Here is a 24,995-nt window from a genome sequence, read left to right on the forward strand (position 1 = left end):
GTCGTTGTCGGTGCCGGTGGTTCTCGTGCGTGAGACTCTCGTGTCGCCGCGATCAATTCTCGTGCACCGAATGTCCATTGTCGCGTATCGGCGCTGTTCGGGGCGAATCCCGTGGTCATTCCGCGGTGGCGGTGCGCGTGCCACCGAGGGTCGTCGCCGCCGGTGAACTCTCCATCCGGTGACCCCTCCAGAAGTACAACCGCGACGCGTCGCGGTAATTCCCGGTTCGGGGCTCGGTGACCGGTTGTCCCCCGGCCGAGGGACCCCGGAGTGTCGGTGGGCCCCGTGGCCCACGAAGGTGGCACAGTGGGGCGTTGTGCGGCTGAGCAGAAGGATCGGCACGACGCGTCGGCGTCGGCCAACGGGTGACGTCGGTCGCTCGATGTCTCTGCGCACACTCACCCTGGTGGCGTGCATGGTGATGCTTCCCGTGGCCGCCGGCTGCACGGTGACCGGGCATTCGGTGGCCGACTCGGGTGACCTGTCGTCGTCATCGGTGCAGGCCGACGACTTCCCGGTTCCGGGGGCGACCCGCGTACCCACTCCGGCGGTGCCGTTCGCCGTGGCGGGCCTCGCCGGAACGGACCCGGCGATCGCGAGTCCATCCGACTGCATTCCGCCGCGCGTCGACGCCACCGGCGCGGTGGTGTGGCAGGTGATCGTCGACGGCGGTGCCTCCTCCTACACGAGTGCGGTGACCCATGCCGACGAGTCGGTCGCCGCGGACGTGGCCCGGGCCGAGCGCTGCCCCCAGACATTCTCCGGTGACGCCGCAGCCGGCACCCGGATCACGACGACCGTGCTGCCCGCACCGCCCGGCCCGACCGGCGTCGACACCGCGGCGATCCGACGCATCACCGGAAGCGGCGACGACGAGCATCGGGGGGTCACCAGCAGTCTCACGCTGATCGGTCAGCGCGACGGGGTGCGGGTGTACGCGCAGTACCGCAACCCGGGCGAGGACGCCATCCCCGCCGACGCCGCGGCCGGCCTCGACTCGTTGTTCACCAAGGCACTGGCCGCCGCATTCGGGTGACCACCCGCGGCACGGCGACGGGTACCGCGTCGGCCTGTGGATGGCGGGACATCGGGGGATAACCCGTCGTCCCGGCGGTCGCCCCGGCCGGAAGTGGCCGCCACCCGGCGAACCATGTGGCGCATGACATTCACACACCCCCGCCGTCTCAAGGCCCGCTCGCTTCTCAGTGCCGTTCCCGCGCTCCTCGGCTTCATCCCCGAATCCTCGGTGATCCTCGTCGTGCTGCGCCCTCCCAACCACGTGGGAGTGGCGATGCGCTACGACCTCTCCCTGACCGAGTCCGGTGCTCCCGACGACGATCTGCTCGATGTTCTCGACCGGCTCGGCACCATCATCGAACGGCAGGGCGGCGGCGGTCCGGTCGTCGGGGTGATCGCCGATCGCCGATTCCACCCCGATGATCGGCGCTACCGTCAGGTGATGGCGGTCGCCAACCGCTTCCTGGCCGCGGTCGGCGGCATCGCCCAGGGATTCGTCGTCACCGACTTCGAGGAACACGCGCCCTGGCATCTCATCTGGGATCCGCGAGGCGACGGGCCGACCGGCGCGACCCTGAGAACCGCGTCGGCGACCGGCACCCTGACCGACCCACGCACGTCGCCGACCGCGATCGCGTCGGCGGTCGAGACAGGTCGCCGGATCCTGGCGCGCCGTTCGGACATGGCCGCGATGCTCACGCCGCTGCCGCATTGCACGTCTGCGTCATGTTTTCGCAGCGAATCCCCGGCGACCGCGCCGATGGCCGTGGTGCCGCCCGGCGTCGCCGACCCCGACGAATGTGCGGCACTGCTCACGGATCTGCTGACCGCGATGGCCGAACCACCCGACCTCGGTTGTGCCGGCGTGGCCCGACTGGAACGGGCGATCCTGACGCTCGACGTCCGGGACGCCGCACTGGCATGCGCGGTGACCGATCTGCGGGCCGGCGCCGAGTACCTCTGGCGCGAGCTGGCGCGGCGGCTGATCGGCACGGGCCGGGCGAGCGCGGCCACGCTGCTCGCCCATCTGCATTACGTCGCCGGTGAGGGTGGATACGCCGGGGTGGCATTGGACTGTGCTCTCACCGCCGACCCGGACTGGGCGTTGGCCCGACTGCTCGATCGCGCGCTCCGCGGTGGCCTGGAGCCTGCCGTACTGCGGGAAACGATCGATGACAGCTACGCGCAGGCAGCCGAGTGGGGGATGGACCTGCCGCGCATGACGTTGCGTCAGGTCGGTTGACGTCGGTGGGTGTGGCCCTGCAGCCCTACACCTTCTCGACGAAGATCGAATGGGCCATCTCGGCCGACAGCACCAGACCGTCGTGTCCCGGGGTGTCGATCTCCACCTTGTGTGGTGTGCAGGTGACCGTCACGCGGGCGTTGGGGACCACGCCCGCCTCGCGGAGGTCGGAGATCAGTTCCCGGTCGGACTGGGCGTGTTCGGCGACGCGTCGCACGATGACGGCGACGGCGTCGCCCTGCGGCAGGTCCGACAGACGGGTGGCCGCATCCTTGACCGGCGGGGCCTCGGCGCCGAGTGCCTCGAGGCCGGGGATCGGGTTGCCGTAGGGGGAGGTCGTCGGATTGTCGAGCACGGTGAGCAGGTGGCGTTCCACGTTCTCGCTCATCACATGCTCCCAGCGGCAGGCCTCGTCGTGCACCTGATCCCAGGGCATCCCGATCACGTCGACGAGCAGACGCTCGGCGAGCCGATGCTTGCGCATCACGGCGACGGCGAGTCCTCGTCCCTTGTCGGTGAGTTCCAGATGGCGGTCGCCGGCCACCCGCAGCAGCCCGTCGCGTTCCATCCGTGCGACGGTCTGGGACACCGTGGGTCCGCTCTGATCCAAGCGTTCGGCGATGCGTGCGCGCAGCGGCACGATGCCTTCTTCCTCGAGGTCGTAGATCGTCCGCAAGTACATCTCAGTGGTGTCAACCAGATCGTTCACTCTGCGTAGTCCCTTCGTCCCCTCAAGGGTACCTTGACCAGCACCGGAATCGAGGCTGCCGGCCGCGCCCGGTCAACGTGCCCCTCGGCCACGCCGTCGGACGCCCGTTGTCACTACCTCACAGTGGAAGTGGGGGATATGGCCTAGCCTGAGTGGCGTGGCAAGACAGTGGAGTCCGCGATGACCGCCGCGGTGATCTGGAGTGAGGACTTTCTGTCCTACCGATGGGCGCACACGCATCCGATGAATCCGGTCCGGCTCGCGTTGACGATGACGTTGGCCAACAGTTTCGGAGTCCTCGACGACGTCGACCTCGCGCCGCCCCTGCAGATCGACGACGACCAGCTCGCCGTGGTGCACACCCGCGACTACATCGACGCGGTGCGAGCGGTCGGGTCCGGCACGGCATCGCTGTCGGGGCCGTTACTGGAGCGTCTCTTCGGCCTCGGGGACGCCGACAATCCGGTGTTCGACGGCATGCACGAGGCGGCTCGTCTCCTCGTCGGCGGCACCCTCGCCGCCGCCCAGGCGGTGGCCTCGGGATCGGTACGGCGCGCGGTCAACATCGGCGGCGGCATGCACCACGCGATGAAGTCGCGGGCCGCCGGGTTCTGCATCTACAACGACTGCGCCGTCGCGATCCGGTGGCTGCTCGACAACGGCTTCGACCGCATCGCCTACATCGACATCGACGCCCATCACGGCGACGGTGTCCAGGCCGAGTTCGTCGCCGATCCGCGGGTGATGACCATCTCCCTGCATCAGCATCCGGCGACGCTGTGGCCGGGTACCGGCTGGCCCACCGAGATCGGCGACGACGACGCGCACGGCACCGCGGTCAACCTCCCGTTCATGCCCGGAACGCAGGATCGCTTGTGGCTGCGTGGTTTTCACGCGGTGGTGCCGTCGATGATCGCGGAGTTCCGGCCGCAGATCCTGATCAGTCAGTGTGGCGCCGACAGCCATCGCGCCGATCCCCTCACCGACCTCGCCCTCACCGTCGACGGACAGCGGGCGGCGATGATCGCGATGCGGGAACTCGCCGAACGGTACTGCGAGGGACGGTGGATCGCCGTCGGCGGCGGCGGATACGGCGTGGTCAACGTCGTGCCGCGCAGCTGGACACATCTGCTCGGCGTGGTCCTCGACCGCGACATCGCCGTCGACCGGGTGATCGACGAGTCGTGGCGGTCCTCGGCCGAGCAGATCGCCGGACGCATCTACGAGGAGTACGCGGCACAACCGGTCGGCGTGATGGGTGACGACGGTGATGTCGCCTATGTGCCGTGGGACGGCGACACCGGACAGTCGCCGCCACCGGGAATCGACGAGTCGGCACTGCGCCAGACCGACCGAGCCATCATGGCGACCCGCAAGGCCGTCTTCCCGCTGCACGGACTCGATCCGGAGGACCCGCGTGACTGATCAGCGACCCGACACCGCGACCACCGACACCGCGAACTCGGATCCGGCCCCGGCCCCGTCCGACCAGCACACGTCCGACCAGCACACGTCCGGCGGCTGGGACTACCCACGGCACTGGATCGCCGACGTGCTCGCCTCCGACGGTGGCGTCGTGCATCTGCGCCCGATCGTTCCCGGTGACGCCGACCGCGTGGTCCGCTTCCACGCCGGGTTGAGTGAACGCACGCGGTACATGCGGTACTTCGGTCCGACGCCGACCCTGCCACCGCGCGAGGTGGTCCGGATGACCACCGTCGACCACAAGACGCGCGTGGCGATCGTCGCGGTCCTCGGCGGCGAGATCATCGCGATCGGCATCTACGAGGGCCTCGCCGCCGACGGGAAACCGGAGTCGGCCGAGGTCGCATTCGTCGTCGCCGACGAACACCAGGGCCGCGGACTGGGCCCGATCCTGCTCGAGCACCTCGCCGGGGCGGCCGCCGAGAACGGATTCACCCGGTTCGAGGCCGAGGTGCTCAGCGAGAACCCGAACATGGTGGCGGTGTTCCGCGACGCCGGATACCAGATCACCCGGGCCTTCGACGGTGCCACCGTCCATGTGGAGTTCCTCATCGATCCCACCGAGGCCCTGATGTCGGTGCGCAACGCGCGGGAACGGGCGTCGGAGGCCCGCAGCGTCGCCAACCTCCTGCGGCCGGCGTCGGTCGCCGTGATCGGCGCGTCGGCCGACCCGAAAAAGGTGGGTAATGCGTTGCTCGACAACATCATCGCCGGTGGCTTCACCGGTCCGGTGTTCCCGGTCAACGGCCCCGCTCATCGCGGCGGGGACGCCGACGCCGAATCCCAGCCCGGCGCCGCCGCACACGGGGCCGGTCCCGGACACCACGGTCCCGGACATCCCGGTCTCGGCCATCACGGCCACGGCAATCCCCGACGGCCGGTCCGTGAACGTCCACCGTCGGTGCGCGGCATCCGCGCCTACGAGTCGGTGCGCGACATCCCGGATCCGGTGGATCTGGCCGTGGTCGCCGTGCCGGCCGCGGTGGTCGACACCGTCCTCGACGACTGCCTGGTGAAGGGTGTGCGCACCCTGGTCATCGTGTCGTCCGGATTCGGCGAGAGCGGGGAGGCCGGGCTGGAGAGTGAACGACGACTCGTCGAGCAGGTCCGCGAACACGGCATGCGCCTGGTCGGTCCCAACGCGCTCGGCGTCGCCAACAACGACCCGGAGATCGCGCTGAATGCGACTCTGGCGCCCCGCATCCCGGCCGCCGGGCGGGTCGGGTTCTTCTGCCAGTCCGGTGCCCTGGGCATCGCGATCCTCGACACCGCCGCGCGTCGGCAGATCGGACTGTCGACCTTCGTCTCGGCCGGCAACCGCGCCGACGTCTCCGGTAACGATCTGCTGCAGTACTGGGATTCCGACACCGCCACCGACGTGGTGCTGTTGTACCTGGAGAGCTTCGGCAACCCGCGGAAGTTCTCCCGGATCGCGCAACGGGTGTCGCGGACCAAGCCGATCGTCGCGGTGAAGTCGGGCAAGGGCGCGATGACCGCGGTCCGCGCCGCACGCTCGGCCGGGGCCCGGCTCGACGACCGCATCGCGCAGATGGTCCTCGAACAGGCGGGGGTCATCCAGGTCGACACCATCCCCGAACTCTTCGACTGCGCAACGATATTCGCCTACCAGCCGCTGCCCCGAGGTCCGCGCACCCAGGTCATCGGCAATTCGTCGGTCATCGCGAGTCTGGCCGCCGACACCGCCCGCACCGGCGGACTCGAGGTCATCGGCACCGTGGACCTGGGGGCCGGCGCGTCGGAGGAGGAATTCGAGTCGGCGGTCGCGGCGGCGATGGTCGACGACGGGGTCGACGCCGTCATCGTGGTGTTCGTACCGCCGGTGGCCGTCGACGCCGATTGGCATGCACGTGCGCTCATGGCCGCGGCGAACACGCCGGGCGGCGTTCCGAAACCGATCGTCACGACCTTCCTCGCGGTCGAGGGCATCCCGCCCGGACTGATGCGACCGGGGCCGCACGGGTTGCCGGAGCGTGGATCCATCCCGTCCTACGGCAGCCCCGAGCGGGCCGCGGCGGCGCTGGCGAACGCGTGGCAGTACGCGCGCTGGCGCAGCGCCCCCGAACCCACCTTCGCGCGACCGGCGGGTACCGATGCCGAGGCCGCCCGGATGTTCGTCCGTGAGCACATGGACGGGCTCACCGACGGACAGTCCGGCGAAGGGGGCCGCGACCTCACCGAGGTCGAGGCGGCCACCCTGCTCGGCTGGTACGGCATCGACGTGGTGGAGTTCCGCGAGGTCCGCACCATGCACGAGGCCAGTGCCGCGGCCCGTGAACTCGGCTTCCCGGTCGCGGTCAAGGCCACGTCACCGGGATGGCGCGGCCGGCTCGACCGGGAGGGCGCACGCCTGGACCTGCCCGACCCGACATCGGTGGTGACCGCGTTCGCCGAATTGATCGAGCTCACCGGCGATCCGGTGCTGCACGTCCAGAAGATGGCCCCGAAGGGGGTCGGGACCGTCGTCACCATGCGCGACGACCCGTCGTTCGGGCCGCTCATCTCGTTCGGGCTGTCCGGCAGCACCTTCGACCTCCTCGGCGACCGCGCCTACCGGGCGGTGCCGCTGTCGGATCGCGATGCCGCCGACCTCGTGGCGGCACCACGATCGGCACCCCTGCTCGACGGCTACCGCGGAGAACAGCCGATCGACAAGGAAGCACTCATCGACCTGCTGCTGCGCATCTCCACCCTCGTCGACGACATTCCGGAGATCCGTGAGGTGGTGTGCGACCCGATCCTGGTCTCACCCGACGCCGTCGCGGCACTGAGCGCCCGGATCCGGATCGGCCCGGTGCCCTCCAGGAAGGACGCCGGGCCGAGACGGTTGAGTTAGTCGATCAGCTGGCGTAGGCGCGCAGACGCTCGGCGCGGTCGCCCTGACGCAGCTTGCCCATCACCTCGCGTTCGATCTGACGCACCCGCTCGCGGGAGAGTCCGAACATCCGGCCGATCTGATCGAGCGTGCGGGGCTGCCCGTCGTCGAGTCCGTAGCGCATCCGGATCACCTGCTGCTCGCGCTCGTCGAGTGTCGCGAGCACGGCCCGCACGTCGGAGTGCAGCAGTCCGGCGATGACGGCGTTCTCGGCCGAGGTCGCCTCGGCGTCCTCGATGAAGTCGCCGAGCGGTGCCTCCTCGTCACTGCCGACCGGCATGTCCAGGCTCACCGGGTCACGGCTGTGATCGAGCAGGTCGGCGATCTTCTCCGCCGGGATGCCCGACTCGGTGGCCAACTCGTCGTCGGTGGCCTCGCGTCCGAGCTGCTGATGCAGTTCACGCTTGATCCGGGCGATCTTGTTGACCTGCTCCACGAGGTGGACGGGCAGCCGGATGGTGCGGCTCTGATCGGCCATGCCGCGGGTGATGGCCTGCCGGATCCACCAGGTGGCGTAGGTCGAGAACTTGAAGCCCTTGGCGTAGTCGAACTTCTCCATCGCACGGATCAGCCCGAGGTTGCCCTCCTGGATGAGGTCGAGCAACGGCATACCGCGTCCGGTGTAGCGCTTGGCCAGCGACACCACCAGGCGCAGGTTGGCCTCGAGCAGATGCGAGCGGGCCATCTCACCCTCACGGATGATCGTGTTCAGATCGCGCTTCTTCGCGGCCGACAACCGCTTCTTGGTCGCCAACACGTGCTTGGCGTACAGGCCGGCCTCGATCTGCTTGGCGAGTTCGACCTCCTGCTCGGCGTTGAGCAGTGCGGTGCGACCGATCCCGTTCAGATAGACACGAACGAGATCGGCGGCGGGTGACTGAGCGTCGAGATCCTGCTCGGTCATGGCGGGTCGTGTGGAGGTGCTGGGCGCGTCGGTGAGATCAGTGGACGACGTGGTGGAGCGAGCAACGGTGGAGCGTGACATTCCGGCCTCCTGACTTAGGTGCATACAACGGGTCCAACGCGGATGGGTGGACGAAAGTTCCCCGGACGCGCTGGGGCCCCCGCCGTCACGAGTACGGTGAGCTGCGCAAACGCGACAGTGGCCGCCGGAGCTGCTGAGAAGTTGCTGAGATGGTGAAGTCCCGGAACACGATCACGCACCCCGCGCGAGCGTTCCGGTGACGTGCTCGGGACGACGAGGCCCGGCTTTCGTACGGGCCCGTCAGTTCTCGTGCGGCCCGTCAGGTGTCGTGCGGCCCGTCGACGGTCGTCGAGTCGATGCTGCGGCCCGAGGGGCCCAGCGCCGGTGGTCCCACCACGTGATGATCGGGTCCGTACTTGTACTGCGGAACCTCGCCGCGTTTGCGGGGCGGCCGATCGTTGGCGATCAGCACCGCGACCCAGGGCAGCGGAATCGACGCCGCGATGATCGCCAGGGCCCACCAGCCCGAACCCGTCGACGAGTACACGATGCCCGCGATGATCAGCGCCGGGACGCGGAAGGCCATCAGCGTGAGATATTTGCGCACCCGGGCACGATGTTGCTCGTCGTACGGCGTGGGTGCGCCGGTGATCAGGAAGGCGTCGGCGTTCCGGCGATCTCCCGTGGATCGCTGTGCCGCGTCGTTCTGATCACCCATGAATCCACTGTCCCACTTTCGTCGACCGCGCGCACCGTCGGGTTCGGCCGAAATGTCGGGATCGGGTCGCTGCCCGCGCTGGTGACCCGGGCCGGTCGTGGCGCACAGTCCTCGGGCCGCTCGCTGGTGGCGCGGCCCAAACGTGGCGCACAATGGAGCCCATGCCCACCGAAACCATTGAGCGTCCCGATCTCGACGAGCGGATCGACACCGACACCCGCACTGACGAGCGGCCCGACGCCGACGCCACCGACCACGGCGACGACGATCGCCCCAAGTTCTTCCACTACGTCAAGAAGGACAAGATCGCCGAGAGTGCCGTCATGGGCAATCATGTCGTCGCGTTGTGCGGGGAGACCTTCCCGGTGACGCGTTCGGCCAAGCCCGGCTCACCGGTCTGCCCGAAGTGCAAGAAGATCTACAACCGGATGCGGAAGAGCTGAGTGCCGGCGCCGCCAGGCGGCGTCACCCGTCGTCGGACCGATTGCGCCGGATCGGTCCGCTCGACAGCCGGTCCGGCAACGTCCTGAGTTGCTCGGTGACCTCCGCGGTCTGACTGTGCACCCACTTGCGGACGTGCGTGGTGACGGCCGGTTTGGCTGGCCACAGCGACTGCACCGCCGCATTGAACTCGGCACCGATCACGATGGCGAACCCCAGGAAGAACGTGAACAGCAGAAAAGCGATCGGGGTCGCGAGCGCGCCGTAGCTGTAACCGGCGCGGGTGATGGCGGCGAGGTAGAGACGCAGGAAGTAGCTCGCCACCCAGAACGCGATGCCCGCGACGACGGCGCCGCCGACCAGTCGATGCCACGGCAGCGGGTTCGGAAGCGCCAGGTGATACAGCGTGGTCAGCACCAGCAACAGCAGCAGCGCGACGAACGGGAAGTAGCCGATGTTGATCGCCGAGGTCACCAGCGGATCCCAGGACTCGGGAACGATGTCGCGCAGGTAGTTGGGGCCCAACGCCACCAACGGCAGCAGCGGCACCGCGACGGTCAGGAACGCCAGGTAGAGCAGCAGTGCGAAGATGCGTTGCCACACCGGGTTCCGGACCTCGTGCTGGTCGTGGGCACGCACGATGGAGGCGACGAAACACGACACCGCCGACGACCCGGCCCACAGTGACAGCACGAAACCGATCGACACCACGCCCACCCGGCCGCGGCCCAGGACGTTGTCGACGGTCGGCTTGATCAGGTCGTCGACGACATTCGGGGAGAAGGTGCGTTCGGCGAAGGACAGGATGCGTTCGTAGATGACGTCGACGGTGTCCGGGCCGAACCACCCGGCCACGTAGCCGACGCTGCCGAGCAGCCCGAGCAGCAGCGGAGGCAACGAGAGCGCCTGCCAGAACGCCGCCTGCGCCGCCCAACCGACGATGCCGTCATCCCAGGCCTTGACGATGGTGCGCCAGACGAGTGTCGGGATGTTGCGGAGCACGGGCGTGCGGGGCTGCGGTGGAGTGTCGGCCGGGTCGTCCTGACCGGTGCGCGGATCCGATCCGGCGGTGTCACGTTCCTGCGACAGCGTCCGATGGTGTGCGTCCGGCGCGTCGAGTTCCACCGACACCGGCGCCGGGTTGCGTCGCGCAGCGGACAACGGTGTCGTCGGGGTCTCACCGCGCGGTGGATGCGGCGTCACGAGCCGGGCGGGACCGATCACATCGGTGTCGGCCGCCGCGCCCGCGGGTGCCGGGCGTGGCGCCGGACCGCCGGCCGTGACATCGGGCCGCCGTCGCCGGGGTGCCCCCGGCGACGCGGTGTCGTCGGGGGTCATCGGTGCGGGATTGCGGCGTCGGGTGCTGATGTGTCCAGCATCCCCGATCGGGCCCGGCGATGGGGGACCACCCCGCGCGCGACACGCGGGGCGAGGTGTGGCCGACACGCCGCACCGGCGGAAGGGCCGCGGATCTCACAGGAGTGTCGGCGGGTGCAGGGCCCGAGGGGCTCGGTAGAGTTGTCGCGTCCGCGCGGTGCGTCACCGCTTGCGCCCCATCGCGATCCCTGTCCCCAGCCCGTGTTTCCCCGTCCAACCCGTGTTTCCCTGTCCTGTACTGCCGACCTTCGGAGCCAGCACCCTTGACCTCTGCCGAAAACGTTGTCGTCCCCACGGTTTCGGGGCCGCCGCTGCGGGCCTGGCAGCGCCGGGCCCTGACGCGGTACCTGGCGCAGGGCCCGAAGGATTTTCTGGCCGTGGCCACGCCCGGCGCGGGCAAGACCACATTCGGTCTGCGTGTCGCCCGCGAGTTGCTCGACGATCGGACCATCGAGCAGATCACCGTGGTGACACCGACCGAACACCTCAAGCACCAGTGGGCGCAGGCGGCTGCGCGGGTGGGGATCGCGCTCGATTCCCGGTTCAGCAACTCGGCCGGTCAGACGAGCACCGACTTCGACGGTGTGGCGGTGACCTACGCGCAGGTGGCCGCACACCCGACCCGGCACCGGGTGCGGACCGAGAACCGCCGCACGCTGGTCATCCTCGACGAGATCCATCACGGTGGTGACGCGAAGTCGTGGGGTGAGGCCATCCGGGAGGCCTTCGACGATGCCGAACGCCGGCTCGCGCTCACCGGAACCCCGTTCCGGTCGGATGACTCACCGATCCCGTTCGTCACCTACGAACCCGAACCGGGTGGCGGCCAGCGGTCACGTGCCGACCACAGCTATGGCTACTCCGATGCCCTCGCCGACGGCGTCGTCCGGCCGGTGGTGTTCCTGGCGTACTCGGGTCAGGCGAGTTGGCGCACCAACGCCGGTGAGGAGTTCACCGCGCGTCTCGGGGAGCCGCTGTCGGCCGAACACACCGCGCGGGCCTGGCGAACCGCACTCGATCCACACGGCGACTGGATTCCCGCGGTGCTGCAGGCCGCGCATACGCGCCTCGGGCAGATCCGAGCCGCCGGGATGCCCGACGCCGGCGGCCTGGTGATCGCGACGGATCAGACCGTGGCCCGCGACTACGCCGAACTGATCGAGTCGATCACCGGGCGGGCACCCACGCTGGTGCTCTCCGATGACCCGAAGGCATCGTCGCGGATCGCGGAGTTCGCCGCGTCCGACGACCAGTGGATGGTCGCGGTCCGGATGGTGTCCGAGGGCGTGGACGTGCCGCGGCTCGCGGTCGGCGTGTACGCGACGAGTTCGTCGACGCCGCTGTTCTTCGCCCAGGCGATCGGACGGTTCGTGCGGTCGCGTCGGCCGGGGGAGACCGCGAGTGTCTTCCTGCCGTCGGTGCCGGTCCTGCTCACCCTGGCCAGCGAGATGGAGGCGCAGCGGGACCACGTCCTGGGCAAGCCGCATCGCGAGAGCGACGGCCTCGACGACGCGCTGCTCATCGATGCCAACAAGCAGAAGGACGAGCCGGGGGAGGACGAGCGCGGATTCCAGTCGCTGCACGCCGACGCCGAACTCGATCAGGTGATCTTCGACGGTTCGTCGTTCGGTACCGCGACCTTCTCGGGAAGCGAGGAGGAATCCGACTATCTCGGGTTGCCGGGTCTGCTCGACGCCGATCAGGTGCGTGCGCTGCTGCGCAAACGCCAGGAGACCCAGGTGGAGCAGCGCACCGCGGCGGCGTCGGCGCCGGCCGCCGAGGCACCACAGCGGGCGACGGGTGAGAATCTGGCGGCACTGCGCAAGGAACTCAACACGCTGGTCGCCATGCATCACCATCGGACGGGCAAACCGCACGGCGTCGTGCACAGTGAACTGCGTGCCAAGCTCGGCGGACCGCCCACGGCGATGGCGTCGGGCGATCAGCTGCGTGAACGTATTCAGGCGCTGCGGGAGTGGCGCTGACGCGCTGCGGGAGTGGCGCTGACCTTCGGCCGGTGGCTTCCGGGCCGTGGTGACGAAACGACCCGGTGACGAAACGACCCGGTGACGAAACGACCCGGCTCCGGTGGCGTCTGCCACCGGACCCGGGTCGTGGGTCCCTCGGTGAGGAGATCGGGGCCGATCGATCGGTTGTGATCGGATCGGTTGGTCCGGCCGGTTCGGCCGGACACGGGTTCAGACGAGTTCGCCGGCCGATTCGTCGACGGTCGCCTGTAGTTCCACGAGACGTGCCTCGTGCTCATTGAAGTGATGCCGGCAGAAGAGGAGTTCGCCGCCCTTCGGGAGAACGGCACGCACCTTCGCTGCGGCGCCGCAGCGGTCACAACGGTCCGACGCGGTCAACGGCAGGGAGATCGGGGGTGTGGTCGCGATGTCTGGCATTGTTTCCTCCGTCCCGGTCCGGCACTCGCAGGTGCCATTCCTTCTTGAGCCGACACATCCGGGCGATGCATCAACCTCACTGTGTCAGACGTTGTGGGGTTGCGTATTGTTCCGCGCACCCGTCGGCGTGTGTCGTCACTCACCCGTAACACGCGTGCGCCGCCCGCAACACGAGATCAAGTCCCTGTTACCGGCGGCGCGACGTGGATCACATTCACCACGAGCGGAATGTGAAGGGAGGTCGGCGATCTCAGCTCGCCGCGACGGCCGGGGACGGCGTCTTGGTGGCCCGTTCGCGTTCCTCCCGCAGAGCGCTGATGGCGTCGGAGGACTCCAGGTCGCGGTCACGCAGGTATTCGCGCAGCGAGTAGGCGAACGCGGCGGCCCACGCCACGACGATGACGGTATAGATGACCGTCTGCGCCGGACGCGGGACGTCGACGAGATCGGCGCGCAGCAGGGTGCGCGTATTGGTCAGGATGATCAGTCCACCGACCGACGCACCCAGCAGTCGCGGCGGCACATGCCGCACCAGCCACGCGGCCAGGGGTGCGGCCAGCACACCACCGACCAGGATGGCGCCCACCCAGGCGAAGTTGATGCCCTGTGATCCGAGGCTCACGAGGAATCCGAGGCTGGCCGCGACCGCGATGATGAACTCGCTGGTGTCGATCGATCCGATGACCTTGCGGGGTTCGAGACGCCCGCTGGCCAGGATCGCCGGGGTGCCGACCGGTCCCCAGCCGCCGCCACCAGTGGCGTCGACGAAACCGGCGACCAGGCCGAGTGGTGACAGGAATCGTTTGCGCAGCGGCTTGCCGAGGTGTTCGCGGGGAATGCCGGAGAAGGTGAAGCGCACCAGGATGTAGAGGCCCAACGCCAGCAGGATGGCGGCCATCACCGGCGCGGCCGCCTCGGTGGACAGGTGCGAGAGGACCGTGGCGCCGGCGAATGCGCCGATTGCGCCGGGGAGCGCGATCCGGCGGACGACCTTCCAGTCGACGTTGCCGAACCGCCAGTGGGAGACGCCGGAGACCAGGGTGGTGCCGATCTCGGCGAGGTGGACGGTGGCCGACGCCGCCGCGGGGTTGGTGCCGATCGCCAGCAGCAGGGTGGTCGTCGTGACGCCGTAGGCCATGCCGAGGCTGCCGTCGACGAGTTGGGCGGCGAAGCCCACGAGGCCGATGAGGACAAGAGTGCGCATCAGTGGATGTCTTTCGGTGGTGACGGTGAGGGTGAAGAGCCGATCAGCGGTGGCGACGACAGATCGCGACCGACGGCGCAGGTGTGCGGGGGCGGCGGGTCGTGCCCGCGCTCAGGTCACCGACACAGCATGGATGCGACCCGTAACAGGTCGACGACGCGACTGCTGACCAGCACGGGGAGCCCTCGGACGTCGGAAAGCGGCATGCCGGACATCCTATGAGTGACCGGGTCGCGGTACCGCATCGGCGGCGGGGTCGCGATCAGCACGGGCGCAACCCTTGACACGGGTGCCGACAGGGGCCGTGAACGACCGACGCCCCGGCCATGCGGCCGGGGCGTCGATCTGATGATGCGGCGTTGTCAGTCCAGGTAGTCGCGCAGGACCTGCGACCGCGACGGGTGGCGCAGCTTCGACATCGTCTTCGACTCGATCTGCCGGATGCGTTCGCGCGTCACGCCATAGACCTGTCCGATCTCGTCGAGGGTGCGCGGCTGACCGTCGGTCAGACCGAAACGGAGTCGGACGACGCCGGCCTCACGTTCGGAGAGGGTTTCCAGCACGGACTGCAGCTGATCCTGCAGCAGCGTGAAGCTCACCGCGTCGACCGCGACGACCGCCTCGGAATCCTCGATGAAGTCACCGAGCTGCGAATCGCCCTCGTCGCCGATGGTCTGATCCAGCGAGATCGGTTCACGCGCGTACTGCTGGATCTCCAGCACCTTCTCCGGCGTGATGTCCATCTCCTTGGCGAGTTCCTCGGGGGTCGGCTCGCGGCCGAGGTCCTGGAGGAGTTCGCGCTGGATACGGCCGAGCTTGTTGATGACCTCGACCATGTGGACCGGGATGCGGATGGTGCGGGCCTGATCGGCCATGGCGCGGGTGATGGCCTGGCGGATCCACCAGGTGGCGTACGTCGAGAACTTGTAGCCCTTGGTGTAGTCGAACTTCTCGACCGCACGGATCAGGCCCAGGTTGCCCTCCTGGATGAGGTCCAGGAACGCCATGCCGCGGCCGGTGTAACGCTTGGCCAGCGAGACGACGAGACGCAGGTTCGCCTCGAGGAGGTGATTCTTCGCCCGGTTGCCGTCGCGCGAGATCCAGTTGAGGTCACGCTTGGCGGCGGTGGACACCTTCTCGCCGGATGCCAGCATGCGCCGCAACCGCTCGGTGGCGAACAGGCCGGCCTCGATGCGCTTGGCGAGTTCGACCTCCTCCTCGGCGTTGAGCAGTGCGACCTTGCCGATCTGCTTGAGGTAGGCACGCACCGAGTCGGCCGATGCGGTCAGTTCCGCGTCCTTGCGGGCCTGTCGCAGGGCCTCGGATTCCTCTTCGTCCCAGACGAAGTCGCCGGACTTGGCCTCCTTGGCCTCCTCCTTGGGCTTGGCCGCGGTGGCCTTGGCGGTACCGGTACCGGTACCGGTGGCGGCGGCCGGTGCCGGTGCGTCGGTCTTGGCCGCGTCGTCGTCGGACTCGGCATCGTCCTCGTCGTCGTCCGAGTCGTCCTCGGACTCGTCGTCGGCGTCCTCGTCGATCTCGACGTCATCGATCTCGACGTCGTCGAGTTCGGTGTCGGGGACGTCGATGTCGTCGATCGAGGTGGGCTCGTCGTCGGAATCCTCGGCGGCATCGGCGGTGCCCGTGGCCACGGCCTTGGCGGCGGTCTTCTTCGCAGCCTTGCGGGCCGGGGCCTTCTTTGCTGCGGTCTTGCGGGCGGTTGCTTTCTTGGCCGCCTTCTTGGCGACCTTCTTCGCGGGTGCCTTGTCAGCCGCGGGGGCGGTTGACGTCGGATCCTCGACCTCGGCGTCGTTCTGGCGGGTCTGGGTGGCTGCCACGTACAACCTTTCGGATACGAATCGTGTCTATCGTTTGCGGCAGCGGTGAGCCGTCGCTGATCAGGGCTTGATCCGGCGTGAGATCGCCGGTGCGGACCATTGTAACGACACCCCCCGGCCGAATGTGACAAAGGCCTGGTCAGGATGGCTGTGTCAAGGTCACGGTCAGGCGCGGAGACCTTGGTTGACGGCCATCGCGGCCCCGACGATGCCCGCGGTGTTGAGCAGGGTGGCCGGCACCACCGGGGTGGAGTTGGTCAGCAACGGAATCCACTTGTCGGACTTGCGGCTGATCCCGCCGCCGGCGATGAAGAGTTTGGGCCAGAACAGTGCCTCGTACTCCTTGAGGACGATCGACACCTTCTCGGTCCACTTCTCATACGACCAGCCCTTCTCCTCCTTGATGCGCGAGGATGCCTGGTGCTCGGCCTCCTTCTTGCCGACGATGAGGTGCCCGAGTTCGGTGTTGGGCACCAGGGTTCCGTTGATGAGGATGGCCGAACCGATCCCGGTACCGAAGGTCAAGAGCATCACCACGCCGCTGACACCCTTCCCGGCGCCGTAGGCGTCCTCGGCCATCCCGGCGGCGTCGGCGTCGTTGAGCACCGACACCTGCCGTCCGCCCATCATCTCGCTGAAGAGTGCGTACACGTCGGTCCCGATCCAGGCGGGATCGATGTTGGCGGCGGTCCGCATCACCCCGTCGGTGATCACGCCCGGCAGGGTGATGCCGACCGGTCCGGCCCAGTCGAAGTGGGCCACCACCTCGGCGACGCCCACGGCGACCGCATTGGGCGTCGCGGGCTTGGGGGTGAGGACCTTGAACCGCTCACCGACCAGCGCACCCGTGTCGAGGTCGACGATCCCGCCCTTGATGCCCGACCCGCCGACATCGACGCCGAAGCCCAGATTCGTTGCGGTGGTGGGGGAGTCGGGCACTGCGGAGTCGGTCATGGCGAGTCCTCTCAGGCGATGGTCGGGTGCCGGCCGACGATCGGTCTCGCCGCGGCGTCTTCAGGCTATCGACACCGCGCGCAGGTCGCAGGGGTGTGCGGAGAACTCTCGTCGACGGCGCGGGGACCGACTTGCCCGATCGCACCGTCGGCCGGCGGGTGTGCTCACATGGAACGGTGGAGCACGCAGACAGGCAGGGTGTCGTCGACCATCGGTCCGGGAGTTCGGACGTGTCCGAGGCGGGTGGGGGTGCGGCCGATATCGACCCGGCGTCGTTGGGTGCGGTGGCGGTTGAGGTGGCGCACGAGGCCGCCGCACACGTGCGCACCCGGCGGCCGGAACTGTTCGGCGGCCCGGGACCCGGCGCGGCCGAGGACGGCGTCGACGATGCGGTGTCGACCAAATCGACGCCCACCGATCCGGTCACCGTGGCCGACACCGAGACCGAGGCACTGATCCGCGCGATGCTGCATCGGCTGCGGCCCGGTGACCACGTCCTCGGGGAGGAGGCCGGCGGCAGCGTCGCCGTGCCGACCGGGGTGCGCTGGGTCGTCGACCCGATCGACGGGACGGTCAACTTCATGTACGGCATCCCGGCGTATGCGGTGTCGGTGGCCGCGCAGATCGACGGGCGCTCGGTGGCGGGTGCGGTGGTCGACGTCGCACGGCGGGTCACCTACTCGGCGACGCTGGGCGGCGGTGCCGTCATGACCGTCGACGGAGTGCGAACCCCGTTGCGATGCAACGCCATCGACGAGGTGGGCCTGGCGTTGGTGGCCACCGGTTTCGGGTACGACGCCCGCCGGCGGCGCGCGCAGGGGGCGCTGGTGGCGCAGTTGCTGCCCAAGGTGCGGGACCTGCGCCGGATCGGGGCCGCCGCACTCGATCTGTGCATGGTCGCCAGCGGTGCCGTCGACGCGCACATCGAACACGGCCTGAGTCCCTGGGATTGGGCGGCGGGTGGGCTCATCGCCGCCGAGGCGGGCGCGAGAGTGCTGTTGCCGCCACCGGATTCACGCTCGGACGACGGTCATCCCACGATCGCGGTGGCACCGGGGATCGCCGAGAGCTTCATCGCACTCCTCGACTCGGTCGATGCCCGGCGGGCGCTGCCCGCCCAGGCATGACCTGAGGCCGGACCCGGCGCCGGTGGTCTGGAGGCCGCTCAGCAGCGCTGGGAGTGCACGGCGCTGACCAGACCCGGGTCGACGCCGCTCTGCGGGTTCTTCGGATCCGCCGACCGCAGCGCCTCCAGTGCCGCCTGCGCATCCTGGGACTGCTCCTGGGCCTCGTAGTACTCGCCGAGCGCGACATCGACGTCGGTGCCGCGACGTCCGTCGTTGACGAGTTGGGCGCACGGGATCGCGAGCCACACCGCCGCCGCGGCCGCCTGTCCGGCCGGGCCGAAGCGGATCTGCGCGACACAGTTGAGATCGTGGTTGGGGTAGAGCGGATCGTCGCCGTAGGCGGAGTCGCTGGCCGGGGTGAAACCCTGAGCCGTCAGATCGCCCGACGCCGAGCGCGCCGCGCCGCGCTGCGTGGACGCGTTGAGCACCCGCACCTGGAACGTCGACAGCGCCGCCGGAGTGACCTTGAGCATGTCGTCGCGATCGACGACGGTGGAGGTCGGCTGTGCGGCGGAGGTCGGCGCCGGGGCCGCGTCGGCCGGTGCGGAGTCGGACGCGGAGGCACTCGCCGGGGTCGGAACGTTGCAGTCGGTGGGCGTCGCGTCGGCCTCCGAGCCCGCCAGCGCCACCGACCAGGCGATGACTCCCAGGACGGCGAGCACGGCCAACACGATGAGAATGGGCCGGCTTCGGCGTCGGCGATACGGTCGCCCGTTGTGATCGGTGGGGTAACCGGTCGTAATCTGCGAGACCACCGTGGACTGCGCTCCTTCATCGCCAGCGGATTTGGGCCCACTGTAGAGGGTCGGTCCGTCGCCGGATCGGAGGCGGCGCCGACCAGAGATGGCGCGTGACATTTTTCGGGCCCACCGGGTGGCGGAGGGGAGCGGGCGGCGTCAAGCGGCGATCGAGCCCGAGGAGAGCCGCGGTGACCGGCGTGATTGACTCTGTGCGGTGTCTCCACTATGCTTCGGGCGCCCGCTCTCCCGAGCCCGAGGCGAGCAGGCATCAAAACGTGAGCAACTTCACAACGATCCGGTGGTCGATGGGTAACGAATCGCCCCGGTCATGACGTTGTAGGTACGCCGGCAAGACAATCCCGGCATGTACGGCACCCAGGGTTCATGACGGTCACAAGCCGAGGACTGCGTGGTGCGCTCCTCCAACCAGGTAAGGCACACAATGGCTACTGATTATGACGCGCCACGACGCACGGAGAGCGAAGACCTGAACGAGGATTCGCTCGAGGAACTCAAGGCGCGGCGCAGCGAGGCACAGGCCGCGGCCGTCGACGTCGACGAGACAGACACCGCGGAGTCGTTCGAACTCCCCGGGGCGGACCTGTCCGGTGAGGAACTGTCGGTGCGGGTCATCCCGAAGCAGGCCGACGAGTTCACTTGTAGCAGCTGTTTTCTCGTTTATCACCGCAGTCGACTCGCCCGTGAGAACGGCTCGTCGATGATCTGCGTCGACTGCGCCTGAGGTCGTCGGGCCGCTGCCCGGCGAACGGCGGGCCGGGTCGCCGGTGACCTCTACGAGGTCGCTGCGGCGTCCGGCACTCCGAGCGCTTCCAGCAACTCGCCGGGCCGACGGGTCGACACCAGCCAGTACGGGGTCGGGTCGTCAGGGTCGTCGAGAACCAACAGCACCATCGTCTTGACCCAGGCGTGGTGCACCAGGAATGCGGCCGGGTCGAGCTGGCGTCCCAGGGCCGCACTCTTGGCCGAGGCGCTGATCGTCGCGCCTCGAGCGATCACCGAACGCGGCAGGCGCGCCTTGCCCGCCTGCAGTTCGCCATCGGCCGTCACCCGGATGCGTGTGCGACCCATCGACCAGAGCGCCAACGCGCACACGATCGCGGTACCCACGTATCCGAGATATCCCCATCCCGAACGGTGTGCCGAGAGCTCGATCTCGTGCCCGACCACGCCGGTCACCACAGCCGCGGCCAGCCACCACCACCACGGGACCCTCAGTCGTTCGTCGAAACGTGTGTCGCCCCCGGTGGCCCGATCGCCTGCGGAGCCACCGGCCGACCCGACGGCATTGCCTGCGGTCTGGGCGTCGGGATGGGACTCGCTGGGTTCGGGATCACTCACAGGGCCAGCGTAGTCTGCCAGCGTGACATCAGATCTCACCCCTGGTCCGAGCGACTCGCTGCCACCGGTACGGGTCCGCCGCCTCGATCCCGATCTTCCGCTGCCGGCCCGGGCCCACCCGGGCGACGCCGGCGTCGACCTCTGTTCCACCATCGACCTCGAACTTCCCGCCGGCCGTCGCCAACTCGTCGGCACAGGGATCGCCATCGCACTGCCGGTGGGCACGGTGGGCCTGATCCATCCCCGATCCGGGTTGGCGGCGCGCGCCGGGCTGTCGATCGTGAACACGCCCGGCACCATCGACGCCGGCTACCGCGGTGAGATCAAGGTCTGCCTGATCAACCTCGATCCGAGCGAGCCGATCCACATCGCACGCGGTGACCGCATCGCCCAACTCGTCATCCAGCGTGTCGAGCTCCCGTCGTTCGTGGAGGTCGACGAACTCGACGAGACCAGCCGCGGCGCCGGTGGATACGGGTCCAGCGGTGGCCACGCCGCACTGTCCGGCCCCGAGTCCTGACGAAGCGCACCGCGCGACATCTCCGACCGGCGTCGACCGTTCCCGCTGACCTCCGACGTCGCGGTCGGCCCGTCGATTACCCTGCACACGGGAAGGTCGGCACACCGTGGTTCGCGGTGAGGGCAGGAGATGAGACAGAAGATGGCAGCGGACGACGAACTGCGGGTCGGGCAGGCGCGTGGACCCTACGACATCGACGAATTGGCCACGCCGGCCGAGGAATTGGCGAACTCTCATCTGGATCTGGGCTCGGTGCTGGTCCCCGTGGTCGAGGGGGGACAGGTGACCGTGGAGATGTCCCCGGATCATCAGCCGGAGGCGGTGTACCTCGTCACCCCGCACGGCCGGATCAGCGTGACGGCCTTCGCGGCACCACGATCACCGGGCCTGTGGCGTGAGGTCGTGCGCGAACTCGCGGCGTCCCTGCGCGACGAAGGTGCCACCGTGAGCGTCGAGGACGCGCACTGGGGTCGTGAGGTCCTCGCGGAGGTCCCCGGTGGCGCCCACCGCTTCATCGGTGTCGACGGTCCCCGATGGATGGTCCGGTGCGTGGCCAGCGGTCCGGACGAGTCACGGGACCAGCTGAGCCAATTGGCCCGGGCGGTGCTGGCCGAGTCCGTGGTCCGGCGCGGCAAGGACCCGCACCCGCCCCGGGAGATGCTCCCGATCGTGTTGCCGCCTGTCCTCGCCGAGCAGGTCGCCGCCGCACAGCAACAGATGGTGCAGCAGCAGATGGGCGGTGCCGTGCCGCCCGGAGCGCCCGGCACCGAGGCGTCAGCGGTACCCGCCCCGGCTCAACCCGAGGAGGTCGCCGAGACCCGCGTCGACGACGACGTGGATGGCGATCTCGATGAGGACATCGACGTCGAACGCATCCCGGGCGGTGCGCTCGAACAGATCGAACAGGCCACCCTCGTGCGTGAGGCCGACGCGGCCGCCGAGGTGATCGAGGAGGAGCCCGAGGAGATCCCGCCGTCGTCGGGTTCGGCGATGCAGCGTTTCCGGCGTCGCCGTTCCAAGAGCTGAGCCGTTGGTCGAGCTGAGCCGGTCCGGGAGCTGAGCCGTTCGGTGAGCTGAACCGGGCCCGGGCGGCGTTCACCGCACGAGTTCACCCCACGCCCGCGCGCAGGAGCGCCCCAGAACGGACGGATCCTGTCCCCACTCGTGCAGACCCACGTGCACGAGGTGCGCCTCGGGTGCCGCGGCACACCACTGTTCAGCGACCTCGAGCGGATGCAGCGGGTCATCGGCTGCCGCGGTGATCGCCAGGGGCACGGCGAGGTGTGCGATGTCGTCGACCGTCGGGGCCCGATACCGCGCGGCCTGCTCCAACTGGCCGACCAGACCCGGGTACAGCGCTCGCCAGCTGCGGGTGAGTTCGGCACCCAGCCACGCGGGACTGCTGCGGCGCATCGCGGCGATCGTCGCCTCCAGCCCATCGACGCGCAGCGCCCGTGCGGTCGCCGCGGCGCTCTGTACGGCGAGCGTGGAGTCGCCGACCCCGCTCCACGCCGGCAGGGCGGCCCACACCCCGGCGCACCGCTGCGCGCCGTCGGCCCCCAATGCCCAGTCGATCGCGATGGCGGCTCCGATCGAGATGCCGCCCACCAGAATCCGGCCGTACCTATCCGCCGATTCGTCCAGGCGCCGGCGGTGGCCCGCGACAAGATCCTCCTCGGGTTGCAGGGCGATCAGTTCCACACCCATCCGCGCGGCGGCCGCACCGAATGCCCGCCGGACGAAGTCGGCGTCCGAACCCGTTCCGGGCATCACGACGAGCGCCGACACCGCGGTGTGAGACCCGCCATTCGTGCTGGTCACGGCGTGTATGTCATTCGCGGGCATGCCACGATCATGCCGTGCGTTGTACGTGTCGTGAGCTTGGGTCTACGCTGAGGCCAAGCACCCACGTCGGGGCGTCGAGTACTACTCAAGGCCCGGCCCACAAGGCACCACGACCCCGACTGGGCGAAGGCACATCGTCTTGGAGGTTGCGATGCCGACAGCCGGATATCTCAAGCGGCTGACGAAGCGGTTGACCGAGGATCTCGGCAACGCCGATGCGCAGCAGATCGCTGCCGAATCCGAAGCGACCGGCGCTCAGCGCGCCGTCGAGTGTTGCCGCGGTGACGAGGTCACCATGCACGGTGAACTGCGATCGGTGGAGACGTGTTCGCGCACCGCCAAGAGCGGGGTCAAGGCGGAGTTCTTCGATGGATCCGACGTCGTGATGCTGAAATGGCTGGGACGCAACCGGATCCCGGGAATCGAACCGGGCCGGAAGTTGACCGTACGGGGTCGCCTGGGCGAGCACGACGGCACCAAGGTGATCTACAACCCGTACTACGAGCTCTACGGCGACGAGGACTGACGGAGCGCACCATTAAGGCGGCCCACTGCGGCCGCCTTTCTGCTGCCCGACGAGCAGTGCCCGGCTCGACGTGCGGGCGCCACCGTGGCCGCCGAGCGGCAGTGTGCCCCCCGGATCTGGCGGCTACTCGATCCGCATCGCGGCGTGCAGCGCGGGTTCGGCCTCGGCCGGTGCGATGAACACCAGTTCGTCGCCGCCCTCGAGCGGGTCGTCGCGTTCGGGCACGATCACCCGGCCGCCGCGCAGGATCGCCACGAGCGCAGCATCTCTGGGCAACTGGAGCTTGTGAACGGGGCGGCCGGCGAGCGGCGTGTTCGCCGGCAGCGTGAGTTCGACCAGGTTGGCCTGTCCCTGGCGGAATGTCATCAGGCGCACCAGATCTCCGACGGAGACCGCCTCCTCGACGAGCGAGGCGAGCAGCCGCGGCGTCGACACCGCGACATCGACGCCCCACTCCTCGCCGAAAAGCCACTCATTGCGGGGGTCGTTGACCCGGGCGACCACCCGATTGACGGCGAATTCCGTCTTCGCGAGCAGACTCACCACCAGGTTGGCCTTGTCGTCGCCGGTCGCGGCGATCATCACGTCGAAGGACTGCAGATTCGCCGACTCGAGATTCGACAGCTCACAGGCGTCGGCGAGTAGCCATTGCGCGCCGGGGACGGCGTCGGTGTCGATGTGATCGGACTTGCGCTCGAACAAGGTGACCTCGTGCGAGTTGACGAGCAGCTCGCGGGCAATCGATCGCCCGACGGCGCCGGCACCGGCGATGGCGACTCTCATGACGTTCTCCTGTCGAAGACGGTGGTGACGGCGGCGGATGGGCCGCCCATCAAGATCAATGGCCGTTGTTGGTGGTCAGTCGTCGGCCAGCGGAGCCGCCACCAGGGCGCGTGTCTCCGGCAACCGGTCGAGCAGCACCGCGGCGAACACCACATCGCTTTGCTGCAGAACGGTCTTCGCCTCCGGCAGCACCGGCGTACCGACGCGGTTGAGGAAGGCGATCCGGGCGCCGGTGCGCTCCTGGAACTTGATCGAACTCGTCCCGATCCACGACTCGTGGATGTCGAGTTGCGCGATCGCCAACGTCCCCGACGGGTCACGCCACTCGGTGGTGGTCGAGGTCTCACCGAGCGCCGAGACGAAACGTTCGGTGGTCCACGGCACCGTCGCCACCGTCGGGATACCGAGGCGTTCGTAGACCGCCGCGCGTTTGGCGTCGTAGATGCGGGCCACCACGCGTTCGATGTCGAAGGTCTCGCGTGCCACGCGCGCGGAGATGATGTTGGAGTTGTCGCCGGAGGAGACGGCGGCGAAGGCGTCGGCTTTCTCGATCCCGGCGCGGATCAGCACGTCCCGATCGAATCCGACACCGACGATGCGGTCGCCGGTGAAGGCATCGCCGAGGCGGGCGAAGGCCGATGCGTCACGATCGATCACCGCGACCTCGTGCCCACGCTTCTGCATGGCCATCGCCAGCGCCGATCCGACTCGTCCGCAGCCCATGATGACTACTCGCACAGCGGTCCTTTCACGGTGCACCCTTTCCGGCGATCACATGCCTGTGGGGTTCGCCCACGACTCGGCGGCGCAGGGATTCATCGACGCCACCAACGACCGCGTCGTCCCATGCAGAGATGAACCTACCCGTACTGCCCGGCCGATGATGCGG

Annotated in this window: 24 protein-coding genes; 11 read left to right on the forward strand and 13 right to left on the reverse strand. The window is 68.9% G+C overall.

What is annotated here, in order from left to right; genetic code table 11:
• Positions 1–382 precede the first annotated feature (382 nt).
• Together ABLE92_RS05075 and ABLE92_RS05080 are read left to right on the forward strand one after the other, a co-directional pair.
• On the forward strand, positions 383–1,036 hold the full coding sequence (locus tag ABLE92_RS05075) for a hypothetical protein (protein ID WP_348803572.1): 654 nt from the start codon (positions 383–385) through the stop codon (positions 1,034–1,036).
• Between the two features lie 123 nt (positions 1,037–1,159).
• Positions 1,160–2,260 (forward strand): DUF4192 domain-containing protein, encoded by a 1,101-nt coding sequence (locus tag ABLE92_RS05080; RefSeq protein WP_348803573.1) that lies wholly within the window; start codon positions 1,160–1,162, stop codon positions 2,258–2,260.
• Positions 2,261–2,285: 25 nt separating this feature from the next.
• Here ABLE92_RS05080 and ABLE92_RS05085 read toward each other — a convergent pair whose 3' ends face one another.
• Positions 2,286–2,969 carry an iron-dependent transcriptional repressor DtxR gene (locus ABLE92_RS05085; RefSeq protein ID WP_348803574.1) on the reverse strand — a complete coding sequence of 228 codons (684 nt, stop codon included), beginning with the start codon at positions 2,967–2,969 and terminating at the stop codon, positions 2,286–2,288.
• A 180-nt stretch (positions 2,970–3,149) separates the two neighbouring features.
• Between ABLE92_RS05085 and ABLE92_RS05090 the strand changes: the two genes are divergently transcribed.
• Positions 3,150–4,394 (forward strand): acetoin utilization protein AcuC, encoded by a 1,245-nt coding sequence (locus tag ABLE92_RS05090; protein ID WP_348803575.1) that lies wholly within the window; start codon positions 3,150–3,152, stop codon positions 4,392–4,394.
• Positions 4,387–7,308, forward strand: a complete 2,922-nt coding sequence (locus ABLE92_RS05095) for a bifunctional acetate--CoA ligase family protein/GNAT family N-acetyltransferase (protein WP_496560768.1) — start codon at positions 4,387–4,389, stop codon at positions 7,306–7,308. The genes ABLE92_RS05090 and ABLE92_RS05095 overlap by 8 nt, the downstream gene beginning before the upstream one ends.
• 4 nt (positions 7,309–7,312) lie before the next feature.
• On the opposite strand, the gene ABLE92_RS05100 is transcribed toward ABLE92_RS05095, so the two are convergent.
• The gene (locus ABLE92_RS05100; RefSeq protein WP_348803577.1) at positions 7,313–8,332 is read right to left on the reverse strand and encodes a sigma-70 family RNA polymerase sigma factor; all 1,020 of its coding nucleotides are present in this window, start codon (positions 8,330–8,332) and stop codon (positions 7,313–7,315) included.
• A 259-nt stretch (positions 8,333–8,591) separates the two neighbouring features.
• The gene (locus ABLE92_RS05105; protein ID WP_348803579.1) at positions 8,592–8,990 is read right to left on the reverse strand and encodes a DUF3099 domain-containing protein; all 399 of its coding nucleotides are present in this window, start codon (positions 8,988–8,990) and stop codon (positions 8,592–8,594) included.
• A 161-nt stretch (positions 8,991–9,151) separates the two neighbouring features.
• On the opposite strand from ABLE92_RS05105, the gene ABLE92_RS05110 reads away from it, so the two are divergent.
• Positions 9,152–9,433 carry a DUF3039 domain-containing protein gene (locus ABLE92_RS05110; protein WP_348803581.1) on the forward strand — a complete coding sequence of 94 codons (282 nt, stop codon included), beginning with the start codon at positions 9,152–9,154 and terminating at the stop codon, positions 9,431–9,433.
• 22 nt (positions 9,434–9,455) lie between these two features.
• Here ABLE92_RS05110 and ABLE92_RS05115 read toward each other — a convergent pair whose 3' ends face one another.
• Positions 9,456–10,769: a YihY/virulence factor BrkB family protein gene (locus ABLE92_RS05115; RefSeq protein WP_348803582.1), complete on the reverse strand. Its 1,314-nt coding sequence runs from the start codon at positions 10,767–10,769 to the stop codon at positions 9,456–9,458.
• A gap of 302 nt (positions 10,770–11,071) precedes the next feature.
• Between ABLE92_RS05115 and ABLE92_RS05120 the strand changes: the two genes are divergently transcribed.
• Positions 11,072–12,793 (forward strand): DEAD/DEAH box helicase, encoded by a 1,722-nt coding sequence (locus ABLE92_RS05120; protein ID WP_348803583.1) that lies wholly within the window; start codon positions 11,072–11,074, stop codon positions 12,791–12,793.
• A 213-nt stretch (positions 12,794–13,006) separates the two neighbouring features.
• Here the strand turns inward: ABLE92_RS05120 and ABLE92_RS05125 are convergent, their stop codons facing one another.
• The 4 genes from ABLE92_RS05125 to ppgK all read right to left on the reverse strand — a co-directional run bounded on the left by ABLE92_RS05125 (position 13,007) and on the right by ppgK (position 17,206).
• Entirely contained in the window at positions 13,007–13,213 is a 207-nt protein-coding gene (locus ABLE92_RS05125) for a DUF7455 domain-containing protein (RefSeq protein WP_348803585.1), read from the reverse strand.
• A 250-nt stretch (positions 13,214–13,463) separates the two neighbouring features.
• Entirely contained in the window at positions 13,464–14,417 is a 954-nt protein-coding gene (locus ABLE92_RS05130) for a sulfite exporter TauE/SafE family protein (RefSeq protein WP_348803587.1), read from the reverse strand.
• A gap of 362 nt (positions 14,418–14,779) precedes the next feature.
• A complete protein-coding gene (locus ABLE92_RS05135) occupies positions 14,780–16,252 on the reverse strand; it encodes an RNA polymerase sigma factor (RefSeq protein ID WP_348803588.1) in 1,473 nt (490 codons plus the stop codon).
• A 165-nt stretch (positions 16,253–16,417) separates the two neighbouring features.
• Positions 16,418–17,206: a polyphosphate--glucose phosphotransferase gene (ppgK, locus tag ABLE92_RS05140; RefSeq protein ID WP_348803589.1), complete on the reverse strand. Its 789-nt coding sequence runs from the start codon at positions 17,204–17,206 to the stop codon at positions 16,418–16,420.
• Positions 17,207–17,436: 230 nt separating this feature from the next.
• On the opposite strand from ppgK, the gene ABLE92_RS05145 reads away from it, so the two are divergent.
• A complete protein-coding gene (locus ABLE92_RS05145) occupies positions 17,437–18,333 on the forward strand; it encodes an inositol monophosphatase family protein (protein WP_348803590.1) in 897 nt (298 codons plus the stop codon).
• A 38-nt stretch (positions 18,334–18,371) separates the two neighbouring features.
• Here the strand turns inward: ABLE92_RS05145 and cei are convergent, their stop codons facing one another.
• Complete coding sequence (gene cei / locus ABLE92_RS05150; protein ID WP_348803592.1) at positions 18,372–19,088, reverse strand: envelope integrity protein Cei; 717 nt, start codon at positions 19,086–19,088, stop codon at positions 18,372–18,374.
• Positions 19,089–19,515: 427 nt separating this feature from the next.
• Between cei and ABLE92_RS05155 the strand changes: the two genes are divergently transcribed.
• Entirely contained in the window at positions 19,516–19,815 is a 300-nt protein-coding gene (locus ABLE92_RS05155) for a DUF4193 domain-containing protein (protein WP_348803593.1), read from the forward strand.
• Positions 19,816–19,865: 50 nt separating this feature from the next.
• Here ABLE92_RS05155 and ABLE92_RS05160 read toward each other — a convergent pair whose 3' ends face one another.
• Positions 19,866–20,432 carry a DUF3093 domain-containing protein gene (locus tag ABLE92_RS05160; protein ID WP_348803594.1) on the reverse strand — a complete coding sequence of 189 codons (567 nt, stop codon included), beginning with the start codon at positions 20,430–20,432 and terminating at the stop codon, positions 19,866–19,868.
• A 22-nt stretch (positions 20,433–20,454) separates the two neighbouring features.
• On the opposite strand from ABLE92_RS05160, the gene dut reads away from it, so the two are divergent.
• Together dut and ABLE92_RS05170 are read left to right on the forward strand one after the other, a co-directional pair.
• Positions 20,455–20,952, forward strand: coding sequence for a dUTP diphosphatase (gene dut / locus ABLE92_RS05165; protein WP_348803595.1), 498 nt, complete (start codon positions 20,455–20,457; stop codon positions 20,950–20,952).
• Between the two features lie 141 nt (positions 20,953–21,093).
• Positions 21,094–21,978 (forward strand): DUF3710 domain-containing protein, encoded by an 885-nt coding sequence (locus tag ABLE92_RS05170; protein ID WP_348803597.1) that lies wholly within the window; start codon positions 21,094–21,096, stop codon positions 21,976–21,978.
• A gap of 69 nt (positions 21,979–22,047) precedes the next feature.
• Here ABLE92_RS05170 and ABLE92_RS05175 read toward each other — a convergent pair whose 3' ends face one another.
• The gene (locus ABLE92_RS05175) at positions 22,048–22,722 is read right to left on the reverse strand and encodes an alpha/beta hydrolase (RefSeq protein ID WP_348803920.1); all 675 of its coding nucleotides are present in this window, start codon (positions 22,720–22,722) and stop codon (positions 22,048–22,050) included.
• A 226-nt stretch (positions 22,723–22,948) separates the two neighbouring features.
• Between ABLE92_RS05175 and ABLE92_RS05180 the strand changes: the two genes are divergently transcribed.
• Positions 22,949–23,323: an OB-fold nucleic acid binding domain-containing protein gene (locus tag ABLE92_RS05180; RefSeq protein ID WP_348803598.1), complete on the forward strand. Its 375-nt coding sequence runs from the start codon at positions 22,949–22,951 to the stop codon at positions 23,321–23,323.
• A gap of 123 nt (positions 23,324–23,446) precedes the next feature.
• Here the strand turns inward: ABLE92_RS05180 and ABLE92_RS05185 are convergent, their stop codons facing one another.
• Entirely contained in the window at positions 23,447–24,106 is a 660-nt protein-coding gene (locus ABLE92_RS05185) for a potassium channel family protein (protein WP_348803599.1), read from the reverse strand.
• A 75-nt stretch (positions 24,107–24,181) separates the two neighbouring features.
• Positions 24,182–24,844, reverse strand: a complete 663-nt coding sequence (locus ABLE92_RS05190) for a potassium channel family protein (protein ID WP_348803600.1) — start codon at positions 24,842–24,844, stop codon at positions 24,182–24,184.
• Positions 24,845–24,995 lie beyond the last annotated feature (151 nt).

Source organism: Gordonia oleivorans (assembly GCF_040044975.1).
Lineage (GTDB): Bacteria > Actinomycetota > Actinomycetes > Mycobacteriales > Mycobacteriaceae > Gordonia > Gordonia oleivorans.